We start from the raw sequence: 21,912 nt of genomic DNA, 5'->3' as shown, positions 1-21,912 counted from the left end.
TTCCACAACTTGTGTACAATTTATGAAAAAGTTGATATTATAAGCTTTTTCATATATCAAAGTTGTGAATAATTATGTTTATAAAAATAAACTGTCCACATTAGTCTTTTATAGTGTGGATAATTCGTTCCAGTTCTTCTGTATTTTGAAAGGAAATTGTCAGAGAGCCTTTACCATTTTTCTTTTGTTCAATGATGACTTTTGTTCCGAATAACTGGCTAAGGGAGGTTTGTGCATCCGTTAGAAACAGATTTGCTTTTTGTTTAGATTTAGTCTTCTTCTTAGTTGATAGAGCCATTTCTAAAGAGCGGACACTCATTTCTTTTTGAAGAATGATATGAAGCCATTTTTCTTGTTCTTCCTTTGAGTAAGGAATCAATAGCCTAGCATGCCCTTGCGATATTTTTCCTTCTTCTACTGCTCTTATAAGTGTATCAGATAGTTGTAATAGACGCAGGATATTTGTAATATAAGGTCGTGACTTACCCATAATTTGTGCAATTTCATCATGAGTAAGACCTTTTTCAATCAAACGTTGATATGATGTTGCTTCTTCAATGGGATTGAGATCAGAACGCTGTAGGTTTTCAATAATAGCTTGGGAGAGTAATTCATCGTCTGATAATTCTTTGATAATGGCAGGCACACTTGTAAGACCAGCAAGTTGACTAGCACGAAGTCTCCGTTCCCCTGCTAGTAATTCGTAGCCAATAATAGATGATTTTCGGACAATCAAGGGCTGAATCAACCCATTTTCTTTAATTGATAAAGCTAATTCTTCTAGCTTTTCTTGGTCAAAATGCAGTCTTGGTTGATAAGGATTTGGTGTAATATCAGCAATTGAAATAAATCGTAATTCTTCCATATGACCATCTTAGCAAAAAAAAACTCACTTTACAATGATGTAAAGTGAGTTATGCGATTAGTTTGATAAATCTTCTGTTGAATGTGTCAATTTGATGTCAATAGTTTTTTCTTTTCCATTACGAGAATAAGTAATAGAGATAGTATCACCGACAGTATGCTTGTAAAGTGCACTTTGGAGGTCACTGGTTGTTTCAACCTTTTCTCCGTCAATTTTTGTAATGACATCGTATTGTTTGAGTTGTCCATCTGCTGGTAAACCTTGTTGAGTAGAGACAACGACAATACCTGTTTTCACTGTATCGCTATCAAGACCAGCTTTTTTCCGTTGCTCAGTTGATAAATTACTTAAATTCACCATTTGAATGCCGAGTGCTGGACGAATGACTTTCCCATTTTTCTCTAGTTGATTGATGATATTGACAGCATCATTTGCTGGAATTGCAAATCCCATTCCTTCTACAGCGACTCCTGCTGCAGAATTGGAACTAGAAGTGATTTTGCTAGAGGTAATACCAATAACTTGTCCTTGAATATTGATTAGTGGGCCACCTGAATTACCCGGGTTAATAGCGGTATCTGTCTGAATAGCATTAGTTGAAATCGTTTGACCGTCTTCTGCTTTTGAAGTAACTGTACGGCTAAGACTGGAAACGATCCCTTGAGTGACAGTATTGGCATAAATACTACCAAGCGGACTACCAATAGCAATGGCTGTTTCTCCAACTTTTATTTTATCAGAGTTCGCAAATTCAGCAACATTTTTCACCTTATCAGCAGCAATTTTGATAACGGCTATATCGGCATAGGTATCTGATCCAATTAACTCACCTTCCACTTTTTCACCAGAAGCAAGTTGAATATCGATTTTTTCAGCCCCTGCGATGACATGAGTGTTAGTGACAAGATAGGCAAATTGATCTGTTTTCTTATAGATAACACCAGACCCCTCGCCCGCAACAGCTAGTTCATCATTTGTTTCATTGCTTCCCAGTATGGAGCGATAGCCATTGTCACGCGCTTTTTGATAATTAATGACAGATACGACTGCATTTTGAACTTTTTCAACGGCTGTTGTTGTTGAATTTTGATTATCATATTGGACATTACTTACAGTAGTCTGTTCATTATCTTTTTTTGTTTCTACAACTTGATTCGGTTGATTTGTTGGATGAAGTAAAGGAGCGACAAGAGTTCCTGCTAAGCCTCCAACAAATCCAATTACGAGTATGAGTAGATAGTTTACAGTTTTTTTCATGCAGATAGTTTCCTCCAACGTTTTGGTTCATCATAACCTTATTTTCTTAATTATAACTTAAAAATAGGAAAAAGCAATCCACAGCTTGTGGATAACTAATTTCAGTCTTTTACTATTTCTTTTTATCCGATTATGTTGGAAGGAATATGATACAATAATAATATGAGAATAAAAATAATTACAGTTGGAAAATTAAAAGAAAAATACCTCAAAGACGGAATTGAAGAATATGTGAAGCGATTGAATCGTTTTACGAAAATGGAGCTGATTGAATTAGCGGATGAGAAAACACCAGATAAAGCTAGTCCAGCTGAAAATGATAGGATACTGAATAAGGAAGCTGAGCGGATTTTATCAAAAATCCATGATCGAGAATATGTGATTGCACTAGCTATTGAGGGAAAGCAGCTTGCTTCGGAAGATTTTAGTCAGTTATTAGCCGATACAATGGTTAAGGGATATTCAGATATTACTTTTATCATTGGTGGTAGTTTAGGCTTACATCAGGTAGTTAAAAAACGTGCCAATTTATTAGTTAGTTTTGGATTACTTACCCTACCTCATCAATTAATGCGCCTAGTATTGGTTGAACAAATTTATCGAGCATTTATGATCCAACAAGGTAGCCCTTATCATAAATAGTTTCACATGAAACATAGGAGTTCCATATCAATATGTCAATAAAAAAAGAATACCAGGTATTTGAAGGCTTACGAATTGCAACAAGTTTAACCTTTATTAGTGGCTATTTAAATGCTTTTACCTATGTGACACAAGGAGGTCGCTTTGCTGGTATCCAGTCAGGAAATATTATTATGTTATCCTATTACCTTGCTCGAAGGGATATTGTCCAAGTTGTAAGCTTTTTGAATCCTATTTTTTTCTTTACTATTGGTCAGTTTGTTGTCTATATGACCAAACGATATTTTGGAACCAATAAGTGGCTATGGCATTTTTGTAGCAGTTTAATGATGTCTAGTTTTGTCTTATTTGCAGTGATGATTTCGCCTTTTGTCGGTCCATTTTTAACTATGGCTATTTTAGCATTTGTCGCTTCTATTCAAATTGGAACATTTCAAAAGTTGCGAGGAGCTCCCTATGCTAATGTCATGATGACAGGAAATTTAAAGAATGCAGCCTATCTATGGTTTAAGGGCTGGATGGAAAACGATCCTGTTCTTCGAAAAAGAGGACAGGAAACAATCTTGATTTTAATCAGTTTTAGTACAGGAGTTATTGTTTCTACACTCCTATCCATACAATTTTCTGAATATTCTCTTGCCTATGTACTGCTTCCAGCTCTTTATGTGAACTATGAATTATGGAAAGAAAAAAGCCTGGCTTAGATAAGCTAGGCTTAAAATGATTCCAGCAGGATTCGAACCTGCGACCGTTCGCTTAGAAGGCGAATGCTCTATCCAGCTGAGCTATGGAACCAGTATCAACCCTTTCATTTTAACGTAAAGTATGTAGATTGTCAAGGTATAGAAAATTTCAAAAAGAACTTGACAAACAATATAGTCTATATTATACTAGATAGTGCTTGAAATGGTCCGTTGGTCAAGGGGTTAAGACACCGCCTTTTCACGGCGGTAACACGGGTTCGAATCCCGTACGGACTATATCATCCGCCATAGCTCAGTTGGTAGTAGCGCATGACTGTTAATCATGATGTCGTAGGTTCGAGTCCTACTGGCGGAGTAGCAAAGAACAATTCCCTAAGATGATAGGGAATTTTTTTTGTAGTAAAATGAGGTTGGATAAGTAAGCGACTATTGATACTTGATCAGATATAGTGAATTGAATAAAGGTTAGGACATTGTTCAATCGCTTTGATGAATACCAGTTCTATCTGCAGCTCCTTGCCTTGTCCTAGCCTTTCTCAATCCACTATAAATTCGCAAGTGAGGCTTTAGCCAAAACCTAAAAAGAAAGGAGTGAGGACAGTCAATTTCCATGCAATCAGAATTGAGTTCCACTCCTATTTTTTCTATCAATATATTCTTTTATTGCGAAGGATGTTATAAAGGATAAACAGTGTGATTCCTACCATAAAACAATAACATCCCACTCTAAATCCCTGTGGAAGAAAGGTTAGTACAATGTTCCCTTTTCCTTTTTGAATATCTATTTTCATAAAGCCATTTTGAGCTTTTACAATTGGTAGAACTTTTCCATTTTGCACTGCTGACCAACCTCTATCATAAGGTAGGGTAAGCAATAGTGAGGCATCAGACTCTGTTTGATAATCAATCGAAATTTTATTTTCTTTTGTCTTGACAGAAACATCTTTTTGTTTAAGAGTTTCAATAGCAGTTTGATATGCTTGTGTATCTAATCTATAGAATTGAGGTTTATCAAAGGAAACTTGAGAATTATGAGGGAAACTTATTGATAATGTAATGGACTGTTCATGCTCAAAGTATCCAGCGTCAAATAGTGAAAAAGTATTGTCCAGTGTAAAGTTTTTTGTTTCGTTCTGAATAGTAAATTGAACATTTTTGGTATCTTCATTTGTAAAATGAATGTTTGGAATAGTGACATACAGCTGTGTATGAGCTGGGACCATCAAGGAATAATGAATCTTAGGAGTTTCATCGCTATCTGTTCGAGATAGGGTCACGCGATTGTCCAATTCTACTCCATTTTCTACTTTAAATGGACTCAGTGAAGAATAATACTGTGCATCTAACCCTGAAAGCTGGTTTAAAAAGTTCGCTTGATTATCTAAGGTTAAATTAGAAAAGGTTACATCTTTGTAACGATTAGTAGTTAAGATTGCTAAGGGAAGAGAGTAGGCATTTTCATAAAGAGTATAGTTTCCACTGCTATGTATGGGTGTGAATCCAAATTTGTTGAGAGTATTTTCTAAGAGATTGTACTTGATTGAAAACAAGCTATCTGCTAAAAGTGTATTATTTTGATAGCGCAAGTTAAGATTGGTACCATCTGAACGAAAACCTAGCTTGTCTAATGTTGAACTCGAAGAACGATTACGAATGGAAGAAAATTGTGAAATTCCATTATAGTTGTACTTCATACTATCATTACCTGTTTGAGGAAACAGTCTTTCTGTCCTATAAAAATCTTCATTTATCAATTGACTATATTTTACAAGGTTGTCAATATTTGCCAAGTTTTGCTCATAATTTTCACGACTTGGGAAATGCCATTCATTAGCTAATCCATCGACTTGATAGTTTGTATTTAAACCGAGTTCAAGTAAAACAAACAATAAGCTAATAGATGAAAATACCTGAAACTGAATCCGTTTTTTACTGACTGCAAATAGAAGAATGCCATAAGCAGCTAAAAACTCAAATGATAGTAGGAAGTGAATGGAGTTTAAAAACTCGTACTGATTTTGGAAGAAAAATGTTGCTACAAAACCAAAAGTCAATAGGGCAAGAGGAATGAGGTACTGACAGGTCTGAATTTCTCTCCATCTATTTAATGTTTCTGCGGCCATGTAAATGATAATAAGAGAAAAAAGCCAAGCGTAGCGATGTAGGAACATATTTGGCGCGTGCAGTCCCTGCCAAAATAAATCAAGTGGTTGTAGATAAAAACTAGCAATAAAAATACAAAGTAGTAGTCCGTAACTCATTTTGACTTGCCATTTAATGGACTTTAAAGTAAAGAAAATAAGGGAAAGCAGTAAAGGAAAAATTCCTACATAAATCATGGGAATAGCACCAAATTTAGTGGTATCATAACTTCCTACTAAATTTTTAGCAAATATATCCAAATACCAAGAATTTTCAGTTTGTAGATTGACAATCTTTGTCAACTGTTCCCCATGTGTTTTTAAATCCAGATAAGTTGGCAGTAGCATAATCATGCTAGACAGACCAGCTAATAGTGACAATACTGTAAAGTCAAGGATAGATCTTATTCTTTTTTTGACATCCCAGGAGAGTTGAACAAGGAACCAAATCGCTAAAAATAGTGCCATCATGTAGCCAAAATAATAATTTTGAATGAAGAGGAAGGTGAGGCTGGCAAAATATAAGATTCTTCCTCGACCTTCTAAAAGATGATGAAGTCCAAGCAGGATAAGTGGAACGAGAATGAAGGTATCTAACCAGCTATTGATTTCAAGTTGACTAGTTGAGAAACTCATTAGCGAAAAGGAAGTTGACAGTAAAATAGCTAATAAGGGATGTAATTTTTTATGAATAGAAGAAAGACTAAAATAGGTTGACAGTCCTGTCAATCCGAATTTCAGAAGTGTAAAGAGATAGAGAGCATCAGGCATACTTTTTAAATCGAAAAAGTATGTTAAGGGTGACAGGATGGAGCCGAGATAGTAAGAAGATAGGGCATAGAAATTTAAGCCTAAGCCACTAGTGAAGGTATAAAATAATGAGCCATTGCCATGTAATGCATTTCGTAATACTTGATTAAAAATAACATACTGGTGGAAGGCGTCGCTTGCTAAAATGGTTATCTCGCTTCCCCACCAGATTCCTCTTATTGCTAATATGATAGCAATGATAAAAATAGGTAAGAAAAAGGAGAGGGCTAAACGTATAAATTTTGAGTGTTTTATTGAACTAATCATAATACTAGTGAAAAGAAAAGGCGACTTTTTCGCCTTTTCTTTAATCTTTCCAAAGTTCTTTTACTTTTGCTTGAACTTCTTGATTTTCCAAGAATTCGTCATAGGTTTCATCAATGCGGTCAATGACACCATTTTTTGAAATAACAATAATATGGTTTGCTAAGGTTTGAATGAATTCGTGATCGTGACTGGCAAAGATAATTGATTCTTTAAAGGCTTTTAATCCGTCATTCAAACTAGAAATAGATTCTAAGTCCAAGTGATTTGTTGGGTCATCAAGGACAAGGACATTTGATTTGAGGAGCATGAGTTTTGAGAGCATCACGCGCACTTTTTCTCCCCCTGAGAGGACATTGACAGATTTGTTGACTTCGTCACCAGAAAAGAGCATACGCCCCAAAAATCCGCGTAAGAAGGTATTATCATCTTCTTCTTTGCTTGCAAATTGACGAAGCCAGTCAAGAATGGATTCATCAGTTGCGAAATCGCGACTATTATCTTTTGGTAGGTAAGATTGACTGGTTGTTACTCCCCATTTAATTGTACCTTCGTACTCAATGTCTCCCATCAATGCACGGATAAGAGCAGTCGTTTGGATATCATTTTGTCCAATAAGAGCTGTCTTATCCCCTGGACGAAGAATAAAGCTAATATTGTCTAAAATGACTTCGCCATCAATAGTGACTTTCAAGTTTTCAACCGTTACTAAATCATTTCCAATTTCTCGCTCAGTTTTAAAGTTGATAAATGGGTATTTACGACTAGACGGAATAATTTCTTCTAATTCAATCTTATCGAGCATTTTTTTACGAGAAGTTGCCTGTTTTGATTTTGAAGCATTGGCAGAAAAGCGTGCAACGAATTCTTGTAATTCTTTGATTTTTTCCTCTGCTTTTGCATTACGGTCAGCTTGTAATTTCGCAGCTAATTCGCTAGATTGTTTCCAGAAATCATAGTTCCCGACGAAGATTTTGATTTTACCAAAGTCTAAGTCAGCCATATGGGTACATACTTTATTTAGGAAATGACGGTCGTGAGATACGACAATAACGGTATTTTCAAAGTCAATTAAAAATTCTTCTAGCCAGTTAATCGATTGAATGTCAAGACCATTTGTCGGCTCATCTAGTAATAGGACATCTGGTTTACCAAAGAGCGCTTTAGCCAAGAGAACCTTTACCTTTTCTCCATTGGTTAATTCACTCATATTTTGGTAGTGAAGATCTTCAGCAATATTTAGATTTTGAAGAAGTTGTGAGGCCTCACTTTCAGCTTCCCAACCGCCAAGTTCGGCAAATTCACCTTCTAATTCGGCTGCACGGACACCATCTTCATCTGAAAAGTCTTCTTTCATGTAAATGGCATCTTTTTCTTTCATGATACTGTAAAGCTGTTCATTTCCCATGATAACGACATCAATGACCCGTTCGTTTTCATAGTCAAAATGATTTTGGCGAAGCACAGAAAGGCGTTCGTCTGGTCCAAGGGAAATATGACCAGTTGTTGGTTCAATATCCCCAGCTAAAATTTTAAGGAAAGTTGATTTTCCGGCACCATTCGCGCCAATCAATCCATATGTGTTTCCTGCTGTAAACTTAATGTTGACATCGTCAAATAATTTTCGATCGCTAAAACGAAGCGATACATCTGATACTGTAAGCAATACAATTCTCCTATTTTTGTGATTAGTCCTATTCTACTCTAAAAAAGATGATTTTTCAATTGAAATTACATCGGAATCAGAATATCTTCTTCTAAATTTTGATGCGTCTTTTGTAAACTAAATCCTCTACCTTTTACTTGTGTAGCAGGCATGACAATAATAAAGGCTGTTTCATCAATGGAAAGGATATTCGTCTCCAATTTTTGATATTCTAGTCTTGAGACAGTTGTCATCAACATGCGGTTTTCTTGACCTGTAAATCCACCGATAATTGGAAGTTCAGTCACACCACGATCTGCCACTTTTGTAATGTACTTTTCTATTTGTCTATGGTGTTTTGAGATAATCATCACATTCCGTGAAGAATCAGCTCCTGCCATAACAAGGTTGACAGCATAGGTAATGGAAAGTAAAGCGATGATAGAGTACATGACAGTGTCTGCATCAAAAGCAACAAATCCTAGTCCAACGACAATTCCATCAACCAATGCCATACTTGTTCCCAATGGAATAGGAGTATATTTTTCAAACAACTGAATAATGATACCTGTCCCACCAGTTGATGAATGACCAATAAAGACAAGCCCAAGACCAAATCCAAGGACAACTCCTCCAAAGATGGCTGCGAGCAATACATTATGTGTCAAGGTTGGTAAACCTGCTGTCAATTTAATAAAAATCGGATAAATCCACGCGCCATAAACTGTTTTGATAAAAACTTCTTTTCCTAAGAGGAAAAAACATAGGAGAAGGAGGGGAATATTCGCGTAGAGTACAAAATTCGCAGTATTCCAACCAAACAAGGCGTTCATACTAATAGCAAGTCCTCCAACACCCCCGGAAGCAATATGGTTTTCAACAAACATGCTATTAAAGGCGATAGCAGAAATGAATGATCCAATAGTGACTAGGGCAAAATCTGTTAATTTTTGTTTCATATCAGTATCCTATCTGTAAATTTCCAGCTTCTATTATCCCTAATTCTCCCCTTGCCGTCAAGTTATTGAATAGCTTGACTTTCTATTTTTTAGGGTATATAATTGAAAAGAATCAGAAAAGTAATGAATCGGTTATTTTAAGAGAGTTTGTGGCAGGTGAAAACAAATAATAACGATTGATGAATGGGCTGATATAGACTGTAAATCGGAAAACAATAAAGATTTGGCTTGCAGGCCTTATATGCAAATGAGATGAGTTAACTCATAAGTGAGGTGGCACCGTGTCTTTGACGCCCTCGCATGGCTTTTGCTATGCGTGGGCTTTATTTGTATAAACAAAGGAGAATAGTATGACAAAACCAATTATTTTAACAGGAGACCGCCCGACTGGCAAATTGCATATTGGCCACTATGTCGGTAGTTTACAGAATCGTGTTCGTCTACAAAATGAAGAACAGTATGAAATGTTTGTCTTTTTGGCAGATCAGCAGGCTTTGACGGATCATGCTAAGGAGCCACAAAAGATTGTTGAGTCGGTTGGGCAAGTTGCATTAGACTATCTAGCTGCAGGATTAGATTCTAGGAAATCTACTATTTTCATTCAAAGTCAAATTCCAGAATTGGCTGAGCTATCTATGTATTATATGAACTTGGTTTCATTAGGGCGTTTAGAGCGTAATCCGACTGTTAAGACTGAGATTGCTCAAAAAGGTTTTGGAGAGAGTATTCCGACTGGATTTTTAGTCTATCCTATTGCTCAGGCAGCCGATATTACAGCCTTTAAAGCAAACTACGTACCAGTTGGTGTCGATCAAAAACCGATGATTGAGCAAACGCGTGAAATTGTCCGTAGTTTTAATCATGCCTATCAAACGGATGTTCTAGTTGAACCAGAAGGCATTTATCCTAGCCATGAAGGTGCTGGTCGATTACCAGGATTGGATGGCAATGCTAAGATGTCTAAGTCACTCAATAATGGGATTTATCTAGCTGATGATATGGATACTCTGAAGAAAAAAGTGATGAGTATGTACACAGATCCTGATCATATTAAGGTTGAAGATCCAGGAAAGATTGAAGGCAATATGGTTTTCCATTACCTAGATGTGTTCGGCCGTGAGGAAGATAAAGCGGAAATAGAAGCTATGAAGGAGCATTATCAACGGGGTGGTTTGGGAGATGTGAAGACCAAACGCTATTTATTGGAAATCTTAGAACGAGAATTAGCTCCTATTCGTGAACGTCGCTTAGAATTTGCGAAAGACATGGGTGAAGTCTATAACATGCTTCAAAAAGGAAGCGAAAAAGCACGTCAAACAGCTGCCCAAACCTTATCGGAAGTGAAAGCAGCAATGGGGTTACATTATTTCAACTAATCCAGATATTCGAAAGAGTAGGAATAGAATTTCTGCTCTTTTTGTGAACGAATTACTTTATTTTCAGGAAAAAGTTCGTCTTATATAGGATAATTTTCCTTAAATATCTTATTTAGAATATTTTTTAGAATTTAAAACGAATAATATTTGACAAATGATTTCAAAATGGTATGATATTTAAAATACAAATTAGCTAGTAGTAGCCTGAGAAAATAAAAAGAAAAGAGGAATCTGTGGATGTCTAATTGGGACACAAAATTTTTGAAAAAAGGTTTTACATTCGATGATGTATTGCTTATTCCTGCTGAAAGTCATGTTTTGCCAAATGATGCCAATCTTCAAACAAAACTGGCAAAGAATTTAACACTGAATATCCCAATCATTACGGCGGCCATGGATACCGTAACAGAGAGTAAAATGGCGATTGCCATTGCGCGTGCCGGTGGTCTTGGGGTGATTCATAAAAATATGTCAATTGAACAACAAGCCGATGAAGTTCGTAAGGTAAAACGCTCTGAAAATGGTGTCATTATTGATCCATTTTTCCTAACTCCTAATCATACGATTAAAGAGGCAGAAGAATTGATGGGCCGCTATCGAATCAGTGGTGTACCAATTGTTGAAACCATGGAAAATCGGAAATTGGTCGGAATCATCACTAACCGTGATATGCGTTTTATTTCTGATTATGATCAGCCAATTTCAACGAATATGACTAGTGAAAATCTTGTGACAGCGCCAGTTGGAACGGATTTAGAGACAGCTGAAAGTATTCTTCAAGAACATCGCATCGAAAAACTACCTCTTGTAGATGAAAATGGGCGTTTATCTGGCCTCATTACGATTAAAGACATTGAAAAAGTTATTGAGTTTCCAAATGCTGCGAAAGATGAATTTGGCCGTCTACTAGTTGCAGGTGCAGTTGGAGTTACTTCAGATACGTTTGAACGTGCAGAAGCTCTTTTTGAAGCAGGTGCAGATGCCATTGTGATTGATACTGCACATGGACATTCTGCCGGTGTGCTTCGTAAAATTGCTGAAATTCGTGCTCATTTCCCAGATCGTACTTTAATTGCTGGAAATATTGCAACAGCAGAGGGAGCTCGTGCTCTTTACGACGCTGGTGTTGATGTGGTGAAAGTTGGAATTGGACCAGGTTCAATCTGTACAACTCGTGTGATTGCAGGTGTTGGGGTGCCACAAGTGACAGCTATTTATGATGCAGCTCAAGTAGCGCGTGAATATGGAAAAACAATCATCGCTGACGGTGGAATCAAGTATTCTGGAGATATTGTCAAGGCTCTTGCAGCAGGTGGACATGCAGTCATGCTTGGTTCTATGTTTGCAGGTACAGATGAAGCACCTGGAGAAACAGAAATCTTCCAAGGACGTAAATTTAAAACTTACCGTGGAATGGGTTCCATTGCAGCGATGAAAAAAGGATCAAGTGACCGTTACTTCCAAGGTTCTGTCAACGAAGCGAACAAGTTGGTTCCAGAAGGAATTGAAGGTCGTGTGGCATACAAAGGTGCTGCAGCTGATATTGTTTTCCAAATGCTTGGTGGTATCCGTTCTGGTATGGGATATGTGGGTGCAGCTAATATCCAAGAATTGCATGATAATGCCCAATTTATTGAAATGAGCGGAGCTGGTTTGAAAGAAAGTCATCCGCATGACGTCCAAATCACCAACGAAGCACCAAACTACTCTGTACAATAATAAATAAGTAGTTAGGTAGCGGGAAAGAATGGAAATTATCCAATTAGAGATTTCGTTTCTGCATTTTCAAGCTTGGATATCTCTTATCTTCTAAAGTATCTTTGGAGTCTTATTCAAGAGTGAATAGAGATAACAATCAACCGTTGATTTGCTAATTTTGATAATAGAGGTAGGGACAAAAGTCCCTGACCTCATTATTTTTGTAGATTTAACAGTTTAGCGCAGTAGTTGTCTGGTTTTTAAAATGTTGATAAATCAACATTCTATTAGAAGATGCTAGCAAACATTTCTTCGCTAGCCCCATTTCCAACCTTTCACAATTCTCAATTGTGAAAGCTAGTCAACATGCGGGGTATTAACAGTCCGGTGGACTGTTAATACTTAAGCCTAGAAATTAGAAAGCGAAATTAACAAAATCGATTTCTACGAAATCACGATTTTTGTCCCACTCCCATCTTTTCTTTACAAAATAAGGTCATTATGTTACAATATAGAACTATGTTTTTCATTATAAAAAAATAATCAAAAAACTTTACAGGACAGTAAATAAAATTTACAATCTTGTAAAGTATGTTGTAAAGGAGAAAAATGGAAGGTATAGTATATGCACTCATCCCCATGGTCGCTTGGGGTAGTATTGGTTTTGTAAGTAACAAGATTGGCGGTAGACCAAATCAGCAAACTTTTGGAATGACTCTAGGTGCTCTCTTGTTTGCTTTGGTAGTTTGGATTTTAGTAAGGCCAGAAATGACTCCTATTTTGTGGGGAGTTGGTATTATTGGTGGTATGCTCTGGTCCATGGGGCAATATGGACAATTTCAAGCGATGCAGTACATGGGAGTATCTGTTGCAAATCCTTTGTCTAGCGGAGCACAGCTTGTTTTTGGTAGTTTAATTGGAGCGATTGTATTTGGAGAATGGACGAAATCGATTCAATTTATTTTGGGAAGTATTGCCTTATTGCTATTGGTCATTGGTTTTTATTTTACAAGTAAACAGGATTCACATAAAGTGGTTATAGAGAAAGGTTCTGATTTTGGAAAAGGATTTCGTGCTCTAACTTCCTCCACAATAGGTTATTTATCGTATGCTATTTTGTTTAATAATATCATGCATTTTGATGCTCTAGCGGTTATTTTACCAATGGCTGTCGGAATGGTCTTAGGAGCGCTACTATTTATGAAATTCCATATTCAACTTGAAGCAGTTGTCATTAAAAATGCGTTAGTTGGAATCATGTGGGGAATCGGAAACATCTTTATGCTACTTGCAGCTGCCAAAGCTGGTTTAGCTATTGCCTTTAGTTTTTCTCAATTAGGTGTGATTATCTCAATTATTGGTGGTATTCTCTTTTTAGGTGAAACAAAGACAAAAAAAGAAATAGGTTGGTTGAGCATTGGGATTATTTGTTTTGTAGCAGGTGCCATCTTACTTGGTGTTGTTAAATCATTCTAAACTTGACAAGGTTGTAAAGAGAACAATAAAAGCTGGCAATGCCAGCTTTTATTGTTCTTCAATTATTCCTTGATGGACAGTAAAGATTTTTACATTATCAGGTAGTTTTGATAGGTGATCCAGACTAGTTGTGGTGATAAATGTCTGGATATTTTGAGAGATAGTTTCCAGTAATTTTACTTGACGATTGTTGTCAAGTTCACTCATGACATCGTCAAGTAGTAAGATGGGATATTCTCTAGTCATTTCTTTCATGAGTTCAATTTCGGCCAATTTCAGCGAAAGAACTAAACTACGATGTTGACCTTGACTTCCATAGTGGGCATTGACACCATTTAGAAAGAAGCTAATATCATCGCGATGGGGTCCAACACCTGTATTTTTTTTGAACAAATCTCGTTTACGACAGCTTGCTAATTCTGTCAAGAAACTGTCAACTATTTTGTCTGAATTTGTAAACTTAATAGAAGATTGATAGTGGATAGTTAATTCTTCACCTTGATTGGAAATTTCAATCACTTTTTTGTTGCCAAAAAATTCCAATTTTTTGAGAAATTCCATTCGTTGTAGGATCACTTTGCTGCCGTATTCAGCTAATTGTTGATCTAGGATAGAAAGAAAGGTTTCATCAATCGCATTAGCAGATTTTAGATAGGTATTTCGCTGTTTTAGGATGTGATTATACTGAGATAAATCAGACAGATAGATTGGCTTGATTTGCCCTAGCTCGACATCTATAAATTTTCGTCTGAGAGCGGGTGCTCCTTTAATCAGTTGTAAATCTTCTGGAGCAAAAAGAACAACATTCATATGACCGATATAATCGGATAATTTAGACTGTTTGAGATGATTGACCTTAGTGATACGTCCTTTTTCTGTCAACTCAATGTCAAGTGGTAGTTTACCTGTTTGCCGGTGAAGTAATCCATTTAGAGTCAGCTGCGTTTGTTCAAATTGAACTAAGTCTTTGTCTACACGGGTTCGATGGCTGCGGGTAAGGGCTAAGAAATAGATACTCTCTAGGATATTCGTCTTTCCTTGTGCATTTTGTCCAAGAAATATGTTTAATCCGTCATGAAAACGAATGTCTAATTCTTGGTAATTACGGAAATGTTGTAAACGTAAAGATTCTAGCCACATACTTAGGTACCTGGAAAGCGGACAGGAGCTTTTTTCTTTTTGTTTTTAGGAGTCTTAGCAGAAGGAATTGCTGTTATCTTTCCCTGTTTATTTTGCGCATTTAGCTGTTTTACGAGCTTAGCGACACGCTCTTTTTCTGCCTTGTCTTCCTCGTATTGTTTTTGCTCATCCTCAGTTGGTGCAACAATAGTAATCGTAGCATTTTGGCTTGGAATACTGATAACATCTCCAATACGGATTTTTTTGCGTCTGCGTTCTTCTTTTTCATCATTAAAAAAGACGGGAAATTCCTGTAAAAATCCCTTAATAGCCCCTCCGCTTTGGATAATCCCAACTTCCTTTAATAAGGCTTGCAAAAGAATATATTCGTCATATAGTTTGTAGTCCATAAGTTACCTCGTTTCAGTTTATTATACCATAAAATGGTATAATTGAATTTAGAATGTTTTAGAGGAGTTAGGTATGAAATTGCAAGAGGGTGTTCATCTACATTTTATAGACGGAGAGAAGTTTACAACGAATCAGATTTTGGTTCGTTTTGCTGCTCCAATGAATCAAAAAACAGTAGCTGGACGCGTTTTACTCTCTAACTTGCTGGATATAGCCAATCAAGAATATCCCAGTTCTTATCAATTTTACCAGCGCTTAGCAGAATTATACGGTGCGCATTTCTCTGTTAGCGTATCGAAAAAAGGTCGAGTACATTCGATTGATATCAAAATAACCTATATAAAATCAAGTTACCTACCAGAAAAATTAGATTTAACGATACCATTACTAGATTTTTTACATGCCTGTCTCTTTAAGCCATTGATAAAAAAGGAGGCTTTTGAGAAAGAGTTCTTTGATATTGAAAAGAAAAATTTATTAAACTATCTTGATACAGAAGTGGAAGATCATTTCTATCATGCAGATGTGGAACTCTCGAGCTTGTTTTTTGAAGATGAATCGTTGAAAATTCCGCGTATTGGAAAACGGTATTTAGTAGAAAAAGAGACAGCAGAGACAGTTTACAAGACTTTACAGGATATGATTCATCTAGACCGGATTGATTTTTTCTTTTCTGGGGAATTTGACCAAGAGGAAGTTATCAATCGATTGAAAGCCTTTCGTTTTTCTTATCGTAATCCAAAATTAGAATGGACCTATAAGCAGGATTTTTCAAATGTTGTTAGAGAAAAAATGGAGCGAAAAGAAGTAGGACAGTCCATCTTAGAACTAGCCTATCATTTACAATCTATTTACAGAGATGTCAATTATATTCCTCTGGTTGTTCTGAATGGTTTATTTGGAAGTTTTGCCCATTCAAAATTATTTGTAAATGTCCGTGAACAGGAAGGCCTTGCTTATACAATCGGTAGTCAGTTGAACATTTTTTCGGGTCTTTTAAAAGTATATGCAGGAATTGATAAAGACAAGCGTAAAAGGACTATGAGACAAATCAGTAAGCAGTTGCTAGACATTAAAAGAGGTCATTTCACGGATGAAGAATTAGAGCTGACAAAAAAGATGTTGCTCCATTCTGCTACCCTTTCTCAGGATAAGCAGGGACAACTGATTGAACAAGCCTATAATAAGGTCATTTTTGGAGAAGAGCAGTTAGAACTAGAAGAATGGATGGAAGCTGTCAAGCGAGTTTCAAGAGAAGATATTATTCGTGCTTCAAAATTTGTTCGGTTGCAAGCAGTTTATTTTATGGAAGGAGTTGAACTGTAAAGATGAAGTTGACAGAAATAAACTACTCTTACTTGAAACATCCTGTTTATTATGGAAAGTTGTCAAATGGCTTGAAACTCGTGTTGATTCCCAAAAAAGATTTCCAAGAGACCTATGCCATACTAAAGGTTCAGTTTGGGTCAGTTGACAATGAATTTACAGATGTTGACAGTATAAAAAAGAGTTATCCGGCAGGTGTTGCACATTTTTTAGAACATAAACTGTTTGAAATGGAAAATGGTGGTGATATACTGCAGGAATTTGCTCGATATGGTGCAAATGCAAATGCTTATACCAGTTTTACCCAGACGAGTTATCTTTTTTCAACGACAGAAGATATCCGTCAACCTCTTTCCTTACTCCAGAAAATGGTGAGGGAAACGCATTTTACGGAAGGAAGTGTTGAACGAGAAAAAGAGATTATTGGTCAGGAAATTGATATGTATGCTGATGATCCAGATCATCGTTTGTACTTGGGAATATTAAATAGTTTGTACCCTGATACAGCCTTGGCTGAGGATATTGCAGGTTCGAGAGAGTCTATTGAGCTTATTTCTGCTAGGATTTTGCAAGAGAATTTTGGCCAGTTTTATCAGCCGCAAGAAATGACATTGGTTGTTATGGGGGACATAGATGTCCATGAGGTCTTTCAATGGATTGTGGAGAATCAGTCGGAGAATCTTACTACTTTTAAAAAGAACCGCAACGTTACCCTACTTCCAAAAAATCCGATTTTGCAGAACCGCAAGGAATATGTTGAAGTGGCTCTACCTAAAATGGCGATTGGTTTACGAGGGAATGATTCGATCGGGCAGGAGGAAGAGCAGCATTATCGAATTTGTCTCAGTTTTTTACTATCCATGTTGCTTGGTCGTACCTCCAAGAGATACCAAACCTTATACAGTGAAAATAAAATTGACCATTCTCTTTTATTTCATGTCGAGGTACATGGAGGTTATCACTTTGCAGTTGTGACAGCTGATACGGCTGAACCTATTACTGTTTCAAGTCAGTTAAAAAAGGCCTTGTTGAATTTTGAGCATGATGCTGATGTGACAGAGCAACATTTTACCATTTTAAAAAATGAGATGTATGGAGAGTTTATTCGCGGTCTCAATTCGTCCGAATTTACAGTTGGTTATTTTGTAGAACATGCTTCAGAAACAGAAACAATTTTTGATATTCCAGAGCTCTTGAATCATCTGACACTTGAGGAAGTGATAGAAGTTGGGCGACAATTTATTTCTAGCTGTGATATGACAGATTTTATGATTTTTCCAAAATAAAAGTGAATTAGCATCGAAATTTCCCTAATTTTTTGGTACAATATGGTATTGAAAACTAATTGATAGAGAGAGGAACTTATGAGACAAAAAAGTATAGGAGAGGTATTGCGTGCGGCTAGGGAAAGTCGTGGTTGGAATTTTGCTGATTTGCAGCGAATGACGAAGATTCAAGCGAAATATCTGCAGGCTTTAGAGTACAATGATTTTGAATTTATTCCAGATAAAACCTATACTCGTTCATTTTTACAGCGATATGCTGAGGTACTGGAATTGGATGCAGCTGTGTTACTGGATGCCTATGACCAAAATAGTTTAGTGATGTATTATGAAGCAGGAGAAGAAGTAGAGCTACAGTCTGAACTGAGAAGAAGCTATAAGGTGAAAAAAAAGAAAACGTCGTATCTACCGTTGATTTATTTATTATTGGCTTCGACTTTTATTCTTTGTTTTGTGACCTACATTGTCTATTCTCGCGTGCAAAATCAGGCACGAATTACCGGAACAAGCACTTCTTACAGTGTGGTATCGCAATCTTCGAGTACGATTATGGAGGAAAGTGAAACTTCTACAAGCACTTCCTCGTCTACAACTCCTTCTTCTAGTAGTCAAGTATCAGGTGTTAGCTTGGTAACTTCTGGTGGTGGGAGCGACTTAGCTGTTGCCGTTAAAGGGGCTAAAGGACCTGTTACTGTTACTCTTGCAGTTTCTAATGTAACAAGCTGGGTCAGTTTAACAGATAGTGAGATTGCGGGTGGGTTTACCTTGTCAACAGAAAACCCAACGGTATCAGCAACTCTTCCAGCAGGGACTTCGACAGCAACTCTGGTATTAGGTGTTGTTCGTGGCGTTGATATTACAATTGCAGGACAAAAGTTAGATACATCTGCTTTAACGAATCAGTCAGGAAATGTGATTCTGACGATTGAACAATGAGGAAGAAAATGAAAAAAGAACATATTCCCAACACTTTAACGCTTGGTCGTATCTTGGTAATTCCGTTATTTATTCTAATTTTAAGTGTTTGGAACAGTCTTGCTGCTCATATTGTAGCAGCAATCTTGTTTGCACTTGCTAGTTTGACAGATTATCTTGATGGTTATTTAGCGCGTAAATGGCAGGTGGTAACCAATTTTGGTAAATTTGCGGATCCAATGGCGGATAAAATTTTAGTAATGACAGCTTTTATCATGCTGGTTGAGCTAGGATTTGCTCCAGCATGGATTGTTGCGGTTATTATTTGTCGCGAATTAGCTGTAACTGGTTTGCGTTTGCTCTTAGTAGAAAATGGTGGAACGGTACTTGCTGCGGCAATGCCTGGTAAAATTAAGACATTTTCTCAAATGTTTGCGATTATCTTTTTATTAGTTCACTGGCAATTATTAGGGACAATTACTCTTTACATCGCCTTATTTTTCACTCTTTATTCAGGTTATGATTATTTTAAGGGGGCTTCCTATTTATTTAAGGATACTTTTCAGTAATGACAAATATAATTGAAGTAAAGCATGTAAGCTATAAATATGATGTAGAAGATCACCACTATACTCTGGATGATGTAACGTTTCACGTGAAACAAGGGGAATGGTTATCGATTATTGGTCACAATGGGTCTGGTAAGTCAACTACAGTACGCTTGATTGATGGTCTTTTGGAGGCTGAATCAGGAGAAATTATTATTTCTGGAGACATTTTGACACCTTCAAATGTCTGGGAGAAACGTCGCCAGATTGGCATGGTTTTTCAAAATCCAGATAATCAGTTTGTTGGGGCAACTGTTGAAGATGATGTTGCTTTCGGTCTTGAAAATCAAGGAATTCCACTAGAAGAAATGACACAACGGGTTCATGAGGCTTTGGAACTTGTTGGGATGTCCGATTTTAAAAAACGGGAACCTGCAAGGCTTTCTGGTGGTCAGAAACAACGTGTTGCGATTGCTGGGGTCGTTGCTTTGCGTCCCAGTATTATTATCCTTGATGAAGCAACTAGTATGTTAGATCCTGAAGGACGGTTAGAGTTAATCCGGATTGTTAAAGAAATTAAGGAAAAGTATCAGATTACTGTTCTTTCCATTACCCATGATTTAGACGAGGTAGCCTTGAGTGATCGGGTGATGGTGATGAAGCAGGGCAAGATTGAGTCGATTAGCAGTCCTGCAGAATTATTTATGCGTGATGATTTACAAGATTTAGGGCTTGATCAGCCATTTACAGCGAAGCTCGTCCAGGAATTAAGTGATAAAGGTTTAGCTATTCCATTGCGCTATTTTACAGAAGAGGAATTAGAAGAAGCATTATGGGCATTACTCTCCAACAAGTAGATTATACATATCAAGCGAACACGCCTTTTGAAGGACGTGCACTTTTTGGTGTCGATTTGGAGATTGTAGATGGCTCTTACACTGCTATTGTCGGTCATACAGGATCCGGAAAATCAACGATTTTACATTTATTAAATGGTCTTAATATCCCTACATCTGGCACGGTTTTAATTGATGATTTTTGTATTACACCAACCGCTATCAACAAGGATATTAAACAAGTACGTAAAAAAGTGGGACTCGTTTTTCAATTTCCAGAAAGTCAGGTTTTTGAAGAAACGGTTCTAAAAGATGTTGCATTTGGGCCACAGAATTTTGGTATTTCAAGAGAAGAGGCTGAGGAGATTGCGCGTGAAAAGCTAGCTCTAGTAGGAATATCGGAAGAGTTATTTGATCGTAGCCCCTTTGAATTATCTGGTGGACAAATGCGACGGGTTGCAATTGCTGGGATTTTGGCTATGGAGCCAAAGGTTCTAGTGCTCGATGAGCCAACAGCCGGACTTGATCCAGCAGGGCGAAAGGAATTGATGGCTATTTTTAAACAGCTTCATCAAGCAGGGATGACTATTGTTCTTGTAACGCATTTGATGGATGATGTAGCAAATTTTGCGGATTATGTGTTTATTATGGCCAATGGAAAATTGGTAAAATCAGGAAAACCGGTTGTGATTTTTCAAGATGTTGATTTTATGGAGAGTATTCAATTGGGTGTTCCTAAAATTACGAAATTTGCAGCAAATTTGGAGCGCAGAGGATTTGTCTTTGAGCGTCTTCCGATTACAATGGAGGAACTGATTGAGGTGGTGGCTCATGGATAAGTTAATTTTAGGTCGCTATATTCCAGGAGATTCGATGATACATCGCTTGGATCCGCGAAGTAAATTGCTCGTTATGATGAGTTTTTTATTGATTATTTTCTGGGCAAATAATCTGGTGACAAATATCTTATTATTTGCATTTGTACTACTGGTCATCTTTTTATCCAAGATAAAAATGAGCTTTTTCCTCAATGGTGTTAAGCCTATGATTGGTATTATTCTCTTTACAACCCTGTTTCAAGTCTTTTTTACAGGGGGTCAGGATGTATTGTGGCAATTTTGGATTTTAAAAGTGACGGAGGAAGGAATTCAGCAGGCAGGAATTATTTTTGTCCGCTTTATCTTGATTATTTTCCTTTCTACTTTACTCACGCTAACCACTATGCCCCTTAGTTTGGCAGATGGTATTGAAGCAGGTTTGGCTCCTTTGACTTATGTGAAGATCCCAGTGCATGAAATCGGATTGATGTTGTCCATGAGTTTACGATTTGTTCCAACCCTTATGGATGATACAACAAGGATTATGAATGCGCAGCGAGCGCGGGGAGTTGATTTTGGAGAGGGAAGTCTTGTTCAGAAGGTAAAATCTGTTATTCCGATTCTGATTCCATTATTTGCCTCTAGTTTTAAAAGGGCAGATGCTTTAGCAACGGCTATGGAAGCGCGTGGTTATCAAGGTGGAGAAGGTCGAACAAAGTATCGTGTGTTAAAATGGAAATTAGCAGATAGTCTTGCTCTGTTGGTTATTCTTTGTTTAGGAATTCTTCTTTATTACTTGAAAAGTTAGTGAAAATATAA

At 37.0% G+C, this 21,912-nt stretch carries 19 protein-coding genes, 3 tRNA genes and 1 other annotated feature; of the genes, 14 read left to right on the top strand and 8 right to left on the bottom strand.

Annotation, left to right across the window (positions count from 1 at the left end):
• Window positions 1-100 precede the first annotated feature (100 nt).
• Both J5M87_RS09765 and J5M87_RS09760 read right to left on the bottom strand, forming a co-directional pair.
• Complete coding sequence (locus tag J5M87_RS09765; RefSeq protein ID WP_154607657.1) at window positions 101-865, bottom strand: ParB/RepB/Spo0J family partition protein; 765 nt, start codon at window positions 863-865, stop codon at window positions 101-103.
• A gap of 57 nt (window positions 866-922) precedes the next feature.
• Window positions 923-2,140 carry a S1C family serine protease gene (locus J5M87_RS09760; protein WP_375138169.1) on the bottom strand — a complete coding sequence of 406 codons (1,218 nt, stop codon included), beginning with the start codon at window positions 2,138-2,140 and terminating at the stop codon, window positions 923-925.
• Window positions 2,141-2,284: 144 nt separating this feature from the next.
• Here J5M87_RS09760 and rlmH point away from each other — a divergent pair, with 144 nt between their 5' ends.
• Window positions 2,285-2,764 (top strand): 23S rRNA (pseudouridine(1915)-N(3))-methyltransferase RlmH, encoded by a 480-nt coding sequence (gene rlmH, locus J5M87_RS09755; RefSeq protein WP_154607655.1) that lies wholly within the window; start codon window positions 2,285-2,287, stop codon window positions 2,762-2,764.
• A gap of 32 nt (window positions 2,765-2,796) precedes the next feature.
• Window positions 2,797-3,468 (top strand): YoaK family protein, encoded by a 672-nt coding sequence (locus J5M87_RS09750; RefSeq protein ID WP_154607654.1) that lies wholly within the window; start codon window positions 2,797-2,799, stop codon window positions 3,466-3,468.
• A 17-nt stretch (window positions 3,469-3,485) separates the two neighbouring features.
• Here J5M87_RS09750 and J5M87_RS09745 read toward each other — a convergent pair.
• Window positions 3,486-3,559 (bottom strand) — tRNA-Arg (locus J5M87_RS09745).
• Window positions 3,560-3,672: 113 nt separating this feature from the next.
• On the opposite strand from J5M87_RS09745, the gene J5M87_RS09740 reads away from it, so the two are divergent.
• Together J5M87_RS09740 and J5M87_RS09735 are read left to right on the top strand one after the other, a co-directional pair.
• Window positions 3,673-3,744: transfer RNA gene (locus J5M87_RS09740), tRNA-Glu, on the top strand.
• A 5-nt stretch (window positions 3,745-3,749) separates the two neighbouring features.
• Window positions 3,750-3,823, top strand: a tRNA-Asn gene (locus tag J5M87_RS09735).
• Window positions 3,824-4,115: 292 nt separating this feature from the next.
• Here J5M87_RS09735 and J5M87_RS09730 read toward each other — a convergent pair.
• The 3 genes from J5M87_RS09730 to J5M87_RS09720 all read right to left on the bottom strand — a co-directional run bounded on the left by J5M87_RS09730 (window position 4,116) and on the right by J5M87_RS09720 (window position 9,287).
• The gene (locus tag J5M87_RS09730) at window positions 4,116-6,686 is read right to left on the bottom strand and encodes a YfhO family protein (protein ID WP_154607653.1); all 2,571 of its coding nucleotides are present in this window, start codon (window positions 6,684-6,686) and stop codon (window positions 4,116-4,118) included.
• Between the two features lie 40 nt (window positions 6,687-6,726).
• Complete coding sequence (locus tag J5M87_RS09725; RefSeq protein WP_154607652.1) at window positions 6,727-8,349, bottom strand: ATP-binding cassette domain-containing protein; 1,623 nt, start codon at window positions 8,347-8,349, stop codon at window positions 6,727-6,729.
• Between the two features lie 65 nt (window positions 8,350-8,414).
• Complete coding sequence (locus J5M87_RS09720) at window positions 8,415-9,287, bottom strand: YitT family protein (RefSeq protein WP_154607651.1); 873 nt, start codon at window positions 9,285-9,287, stop codon at window positions 8,415-8,417.
• A 98-nt stretch (window positions 9,288-9,385) separates the two neighbouring features.
• Window positions 9,386-9,588, top strand: a binding site (T-box leader).
• Between the two features lie 49 nt (window positions 9,589-9,637).
• Here J5M87_RS09720 and trpS point away from each other — a divergent pair.
• From trpS to J5M87_RS09705, 3 genes are all read left to right on the top strand, one after another.
• Window positions 9,638-10,663: a tryptophan--tRNA ligase gene (gene trpS / locus J5M87_RS09715; protein ID WP_154607650.1), complete on the top strand. Its 1,026-nt coding sequence runs from the start codon at window positions 9,638-9,640 to the stop codon at window positions 10,661-10,663.
• Between the two features lie 237 nt (window positions 10,664-10,900).
• The gene (guaB, locus tag J5M87_RS09710) at window positions 10,901-12,382 is read left to right on the top strand and encodes an IMP dehydrogenase (protein WP_154607649.1); all 1,482 of its coding nucleotides are present in this window, start codon (window positions 10,901-10,903) and stop codon (window positions 12,380-12,382) included.
• Window positions 12,383-12,970: 588 nt separating this feature from the next.
• Window positions 12,971-13,837 (top strand): GRP family sugar transporter, encoded by an 867-nt coding sequence (locus J5M87_RS09705; RefSeq protein WP_154607648.1) that lies wholly within the window; start codon window positions 12,971-12,973, stop codon window positions 13,835-13,837.
• 48 nt (window positions 13,838-13,885) lie between these two features.
• On the opposite strand, the gene recF is transcribed toward J5M87_RS09705, so the two are convergent.
• Both recF and J5M87_RS09695 read right to left on the bottom strand, forming a co-directional pair.
• Complete coding sequence (gene recF, locus J5M87_RS09700; protein ID WP_154607647.1) at window positions 13,886-14,977, bottom strand: DNA replication/repair protein RecF; 1,092 nt, start codon at window positions 14,975-14,977, stop codon at window positions 13,886-13,888.
• A 2-nt stretch (window positions 14,978-14,979) separates the two neighbouring features.
• Entirely contained in the window at window positions 14,980-15,366 is a 387-nt protein-coding gene (locus J5M87_RS09695) for an RNA-binding S4 domain-containing protein (protein ID WP_154607646.1), read from the bottom strand.
• Between the two features lie 73 nt (window positions 15,367-15,439).
• On the opposite strand from J5M87_RS09695, the gene yfmF reads away from it, so the two are divergent.
• The 7 genes from yfmF (at window position 15,440) to J5M87_RS09660 (ending at window position 21,901) form a co-directional block, all read left to right on the top strand.
• The gene (gene yfmF / locus J5M87_RS09690; protein WP_154607645.1) at window positions 15,440-16,693 is read left to right on the top strand and encodes an EF-P 5-aminopentanol modification-associated protein YfmF; all 1,254 of its coding nucleotides are present in this window, start codon (window positions 15,440-15,442) and stop codon (window positions 16,691-16,693) included.
• Between the two features lie 2 nt (window positions 16,694-16,695).
• Complete coding sequence (yfmH, locus tag J5M87_RS09685; protein ID WP_154607644.1) at window positions 16,696-17,979, top strand: EF-P 5-aminopentanol modification-associated protein YfmH; 1,284 nt, start codon at window positions 16,696-16,698, stop codon at window positions 17,977-17,979.
• Window positions 17,980-18,057: 78 nt separating this feature from the next.
• On the top strand, window positions 18,058-18,912 hold the full coding sequence (gene rodZ, locus J5M87_RS09680) for a cytoskeleton protein RodZ (protein WP_154607643.1): 855 nt from the start codon (window positions 18,058-18,060) through the stop codon (window positions 18,910-18,912).
• Window positions 18,913-18,920: 8 nt separating this feature from the next.
• Window positions 18,921-19,460 carry a CDP-diacylglycerol--glycerol-3-phosphate 3-phosphatidyltransferase gene (gene pgsA / locus J5M87_RS09675; protein WP_154607642.1) on the top strand — a complete coding sequence of 180 codons (540 nt, stop codon included), beginning with the start codon at window positions 18,921-18,923 and terminating at the stop codon, window positions 19,458-19,460.
• Entirely contained in the window at window positions 19,460-20,296 is an 837-nt protein-coding gene (locus J5M87_RS09670) for an energy-coupling factor ABC transporter ATP-binding protein (RefSeq protein WP_154607641.1), read from the top strand. Before pgsA ends, J5M87_RS09670 begins: the two co-directional genes overlap by 1 nt.
• Window positions 20,272-21,114: an energy-coupling factor transporter ATPase gene (locus J5M87_RS09665; protein ID WP_154607640.1), complete on the top strand. Its 843-nt coding sequence runs from the start codon at window positions 20,272-20,274 to the stop codon at window positions 21,112-21,114. The genes J5M87_RS09670 and J5M87_RS09665 overlap by 25 nt, the downstream gene beginning before the upstream one ends.
• Window positions 21,107-21,901 (top strand): energy-coupling factor transporter transmembrane component T family protein, encoded by a 795-nt coding sequence (locus tag J5M87_RS09660; RefSeq protein ID WP_154607639.1) that lies wholly within the window; start codon window positions 21,107-21,109, stop codon window positions 21,899-21,901. The genes J5M87_RS09665 and J5M87_RS09660 overlap by 8 nt, the downstream gene beginning before the upstream one ends.
• Window positions 21,902-21,912: the final 11 nt, after the last annotated feature.

The organism is Streptococcus sp. zg-86 (genome assembly GCF_017639855.1).
Taxonomy (GTDB): Bacteria; Bacillota; Bacilli; order Lactobacillales; family Streptococcaceae; genus Streptococcus; species Streptococcus zhangguiae.
This window is presented reverse-complemented; position numbering and strand designations above follow the sequence as displayed.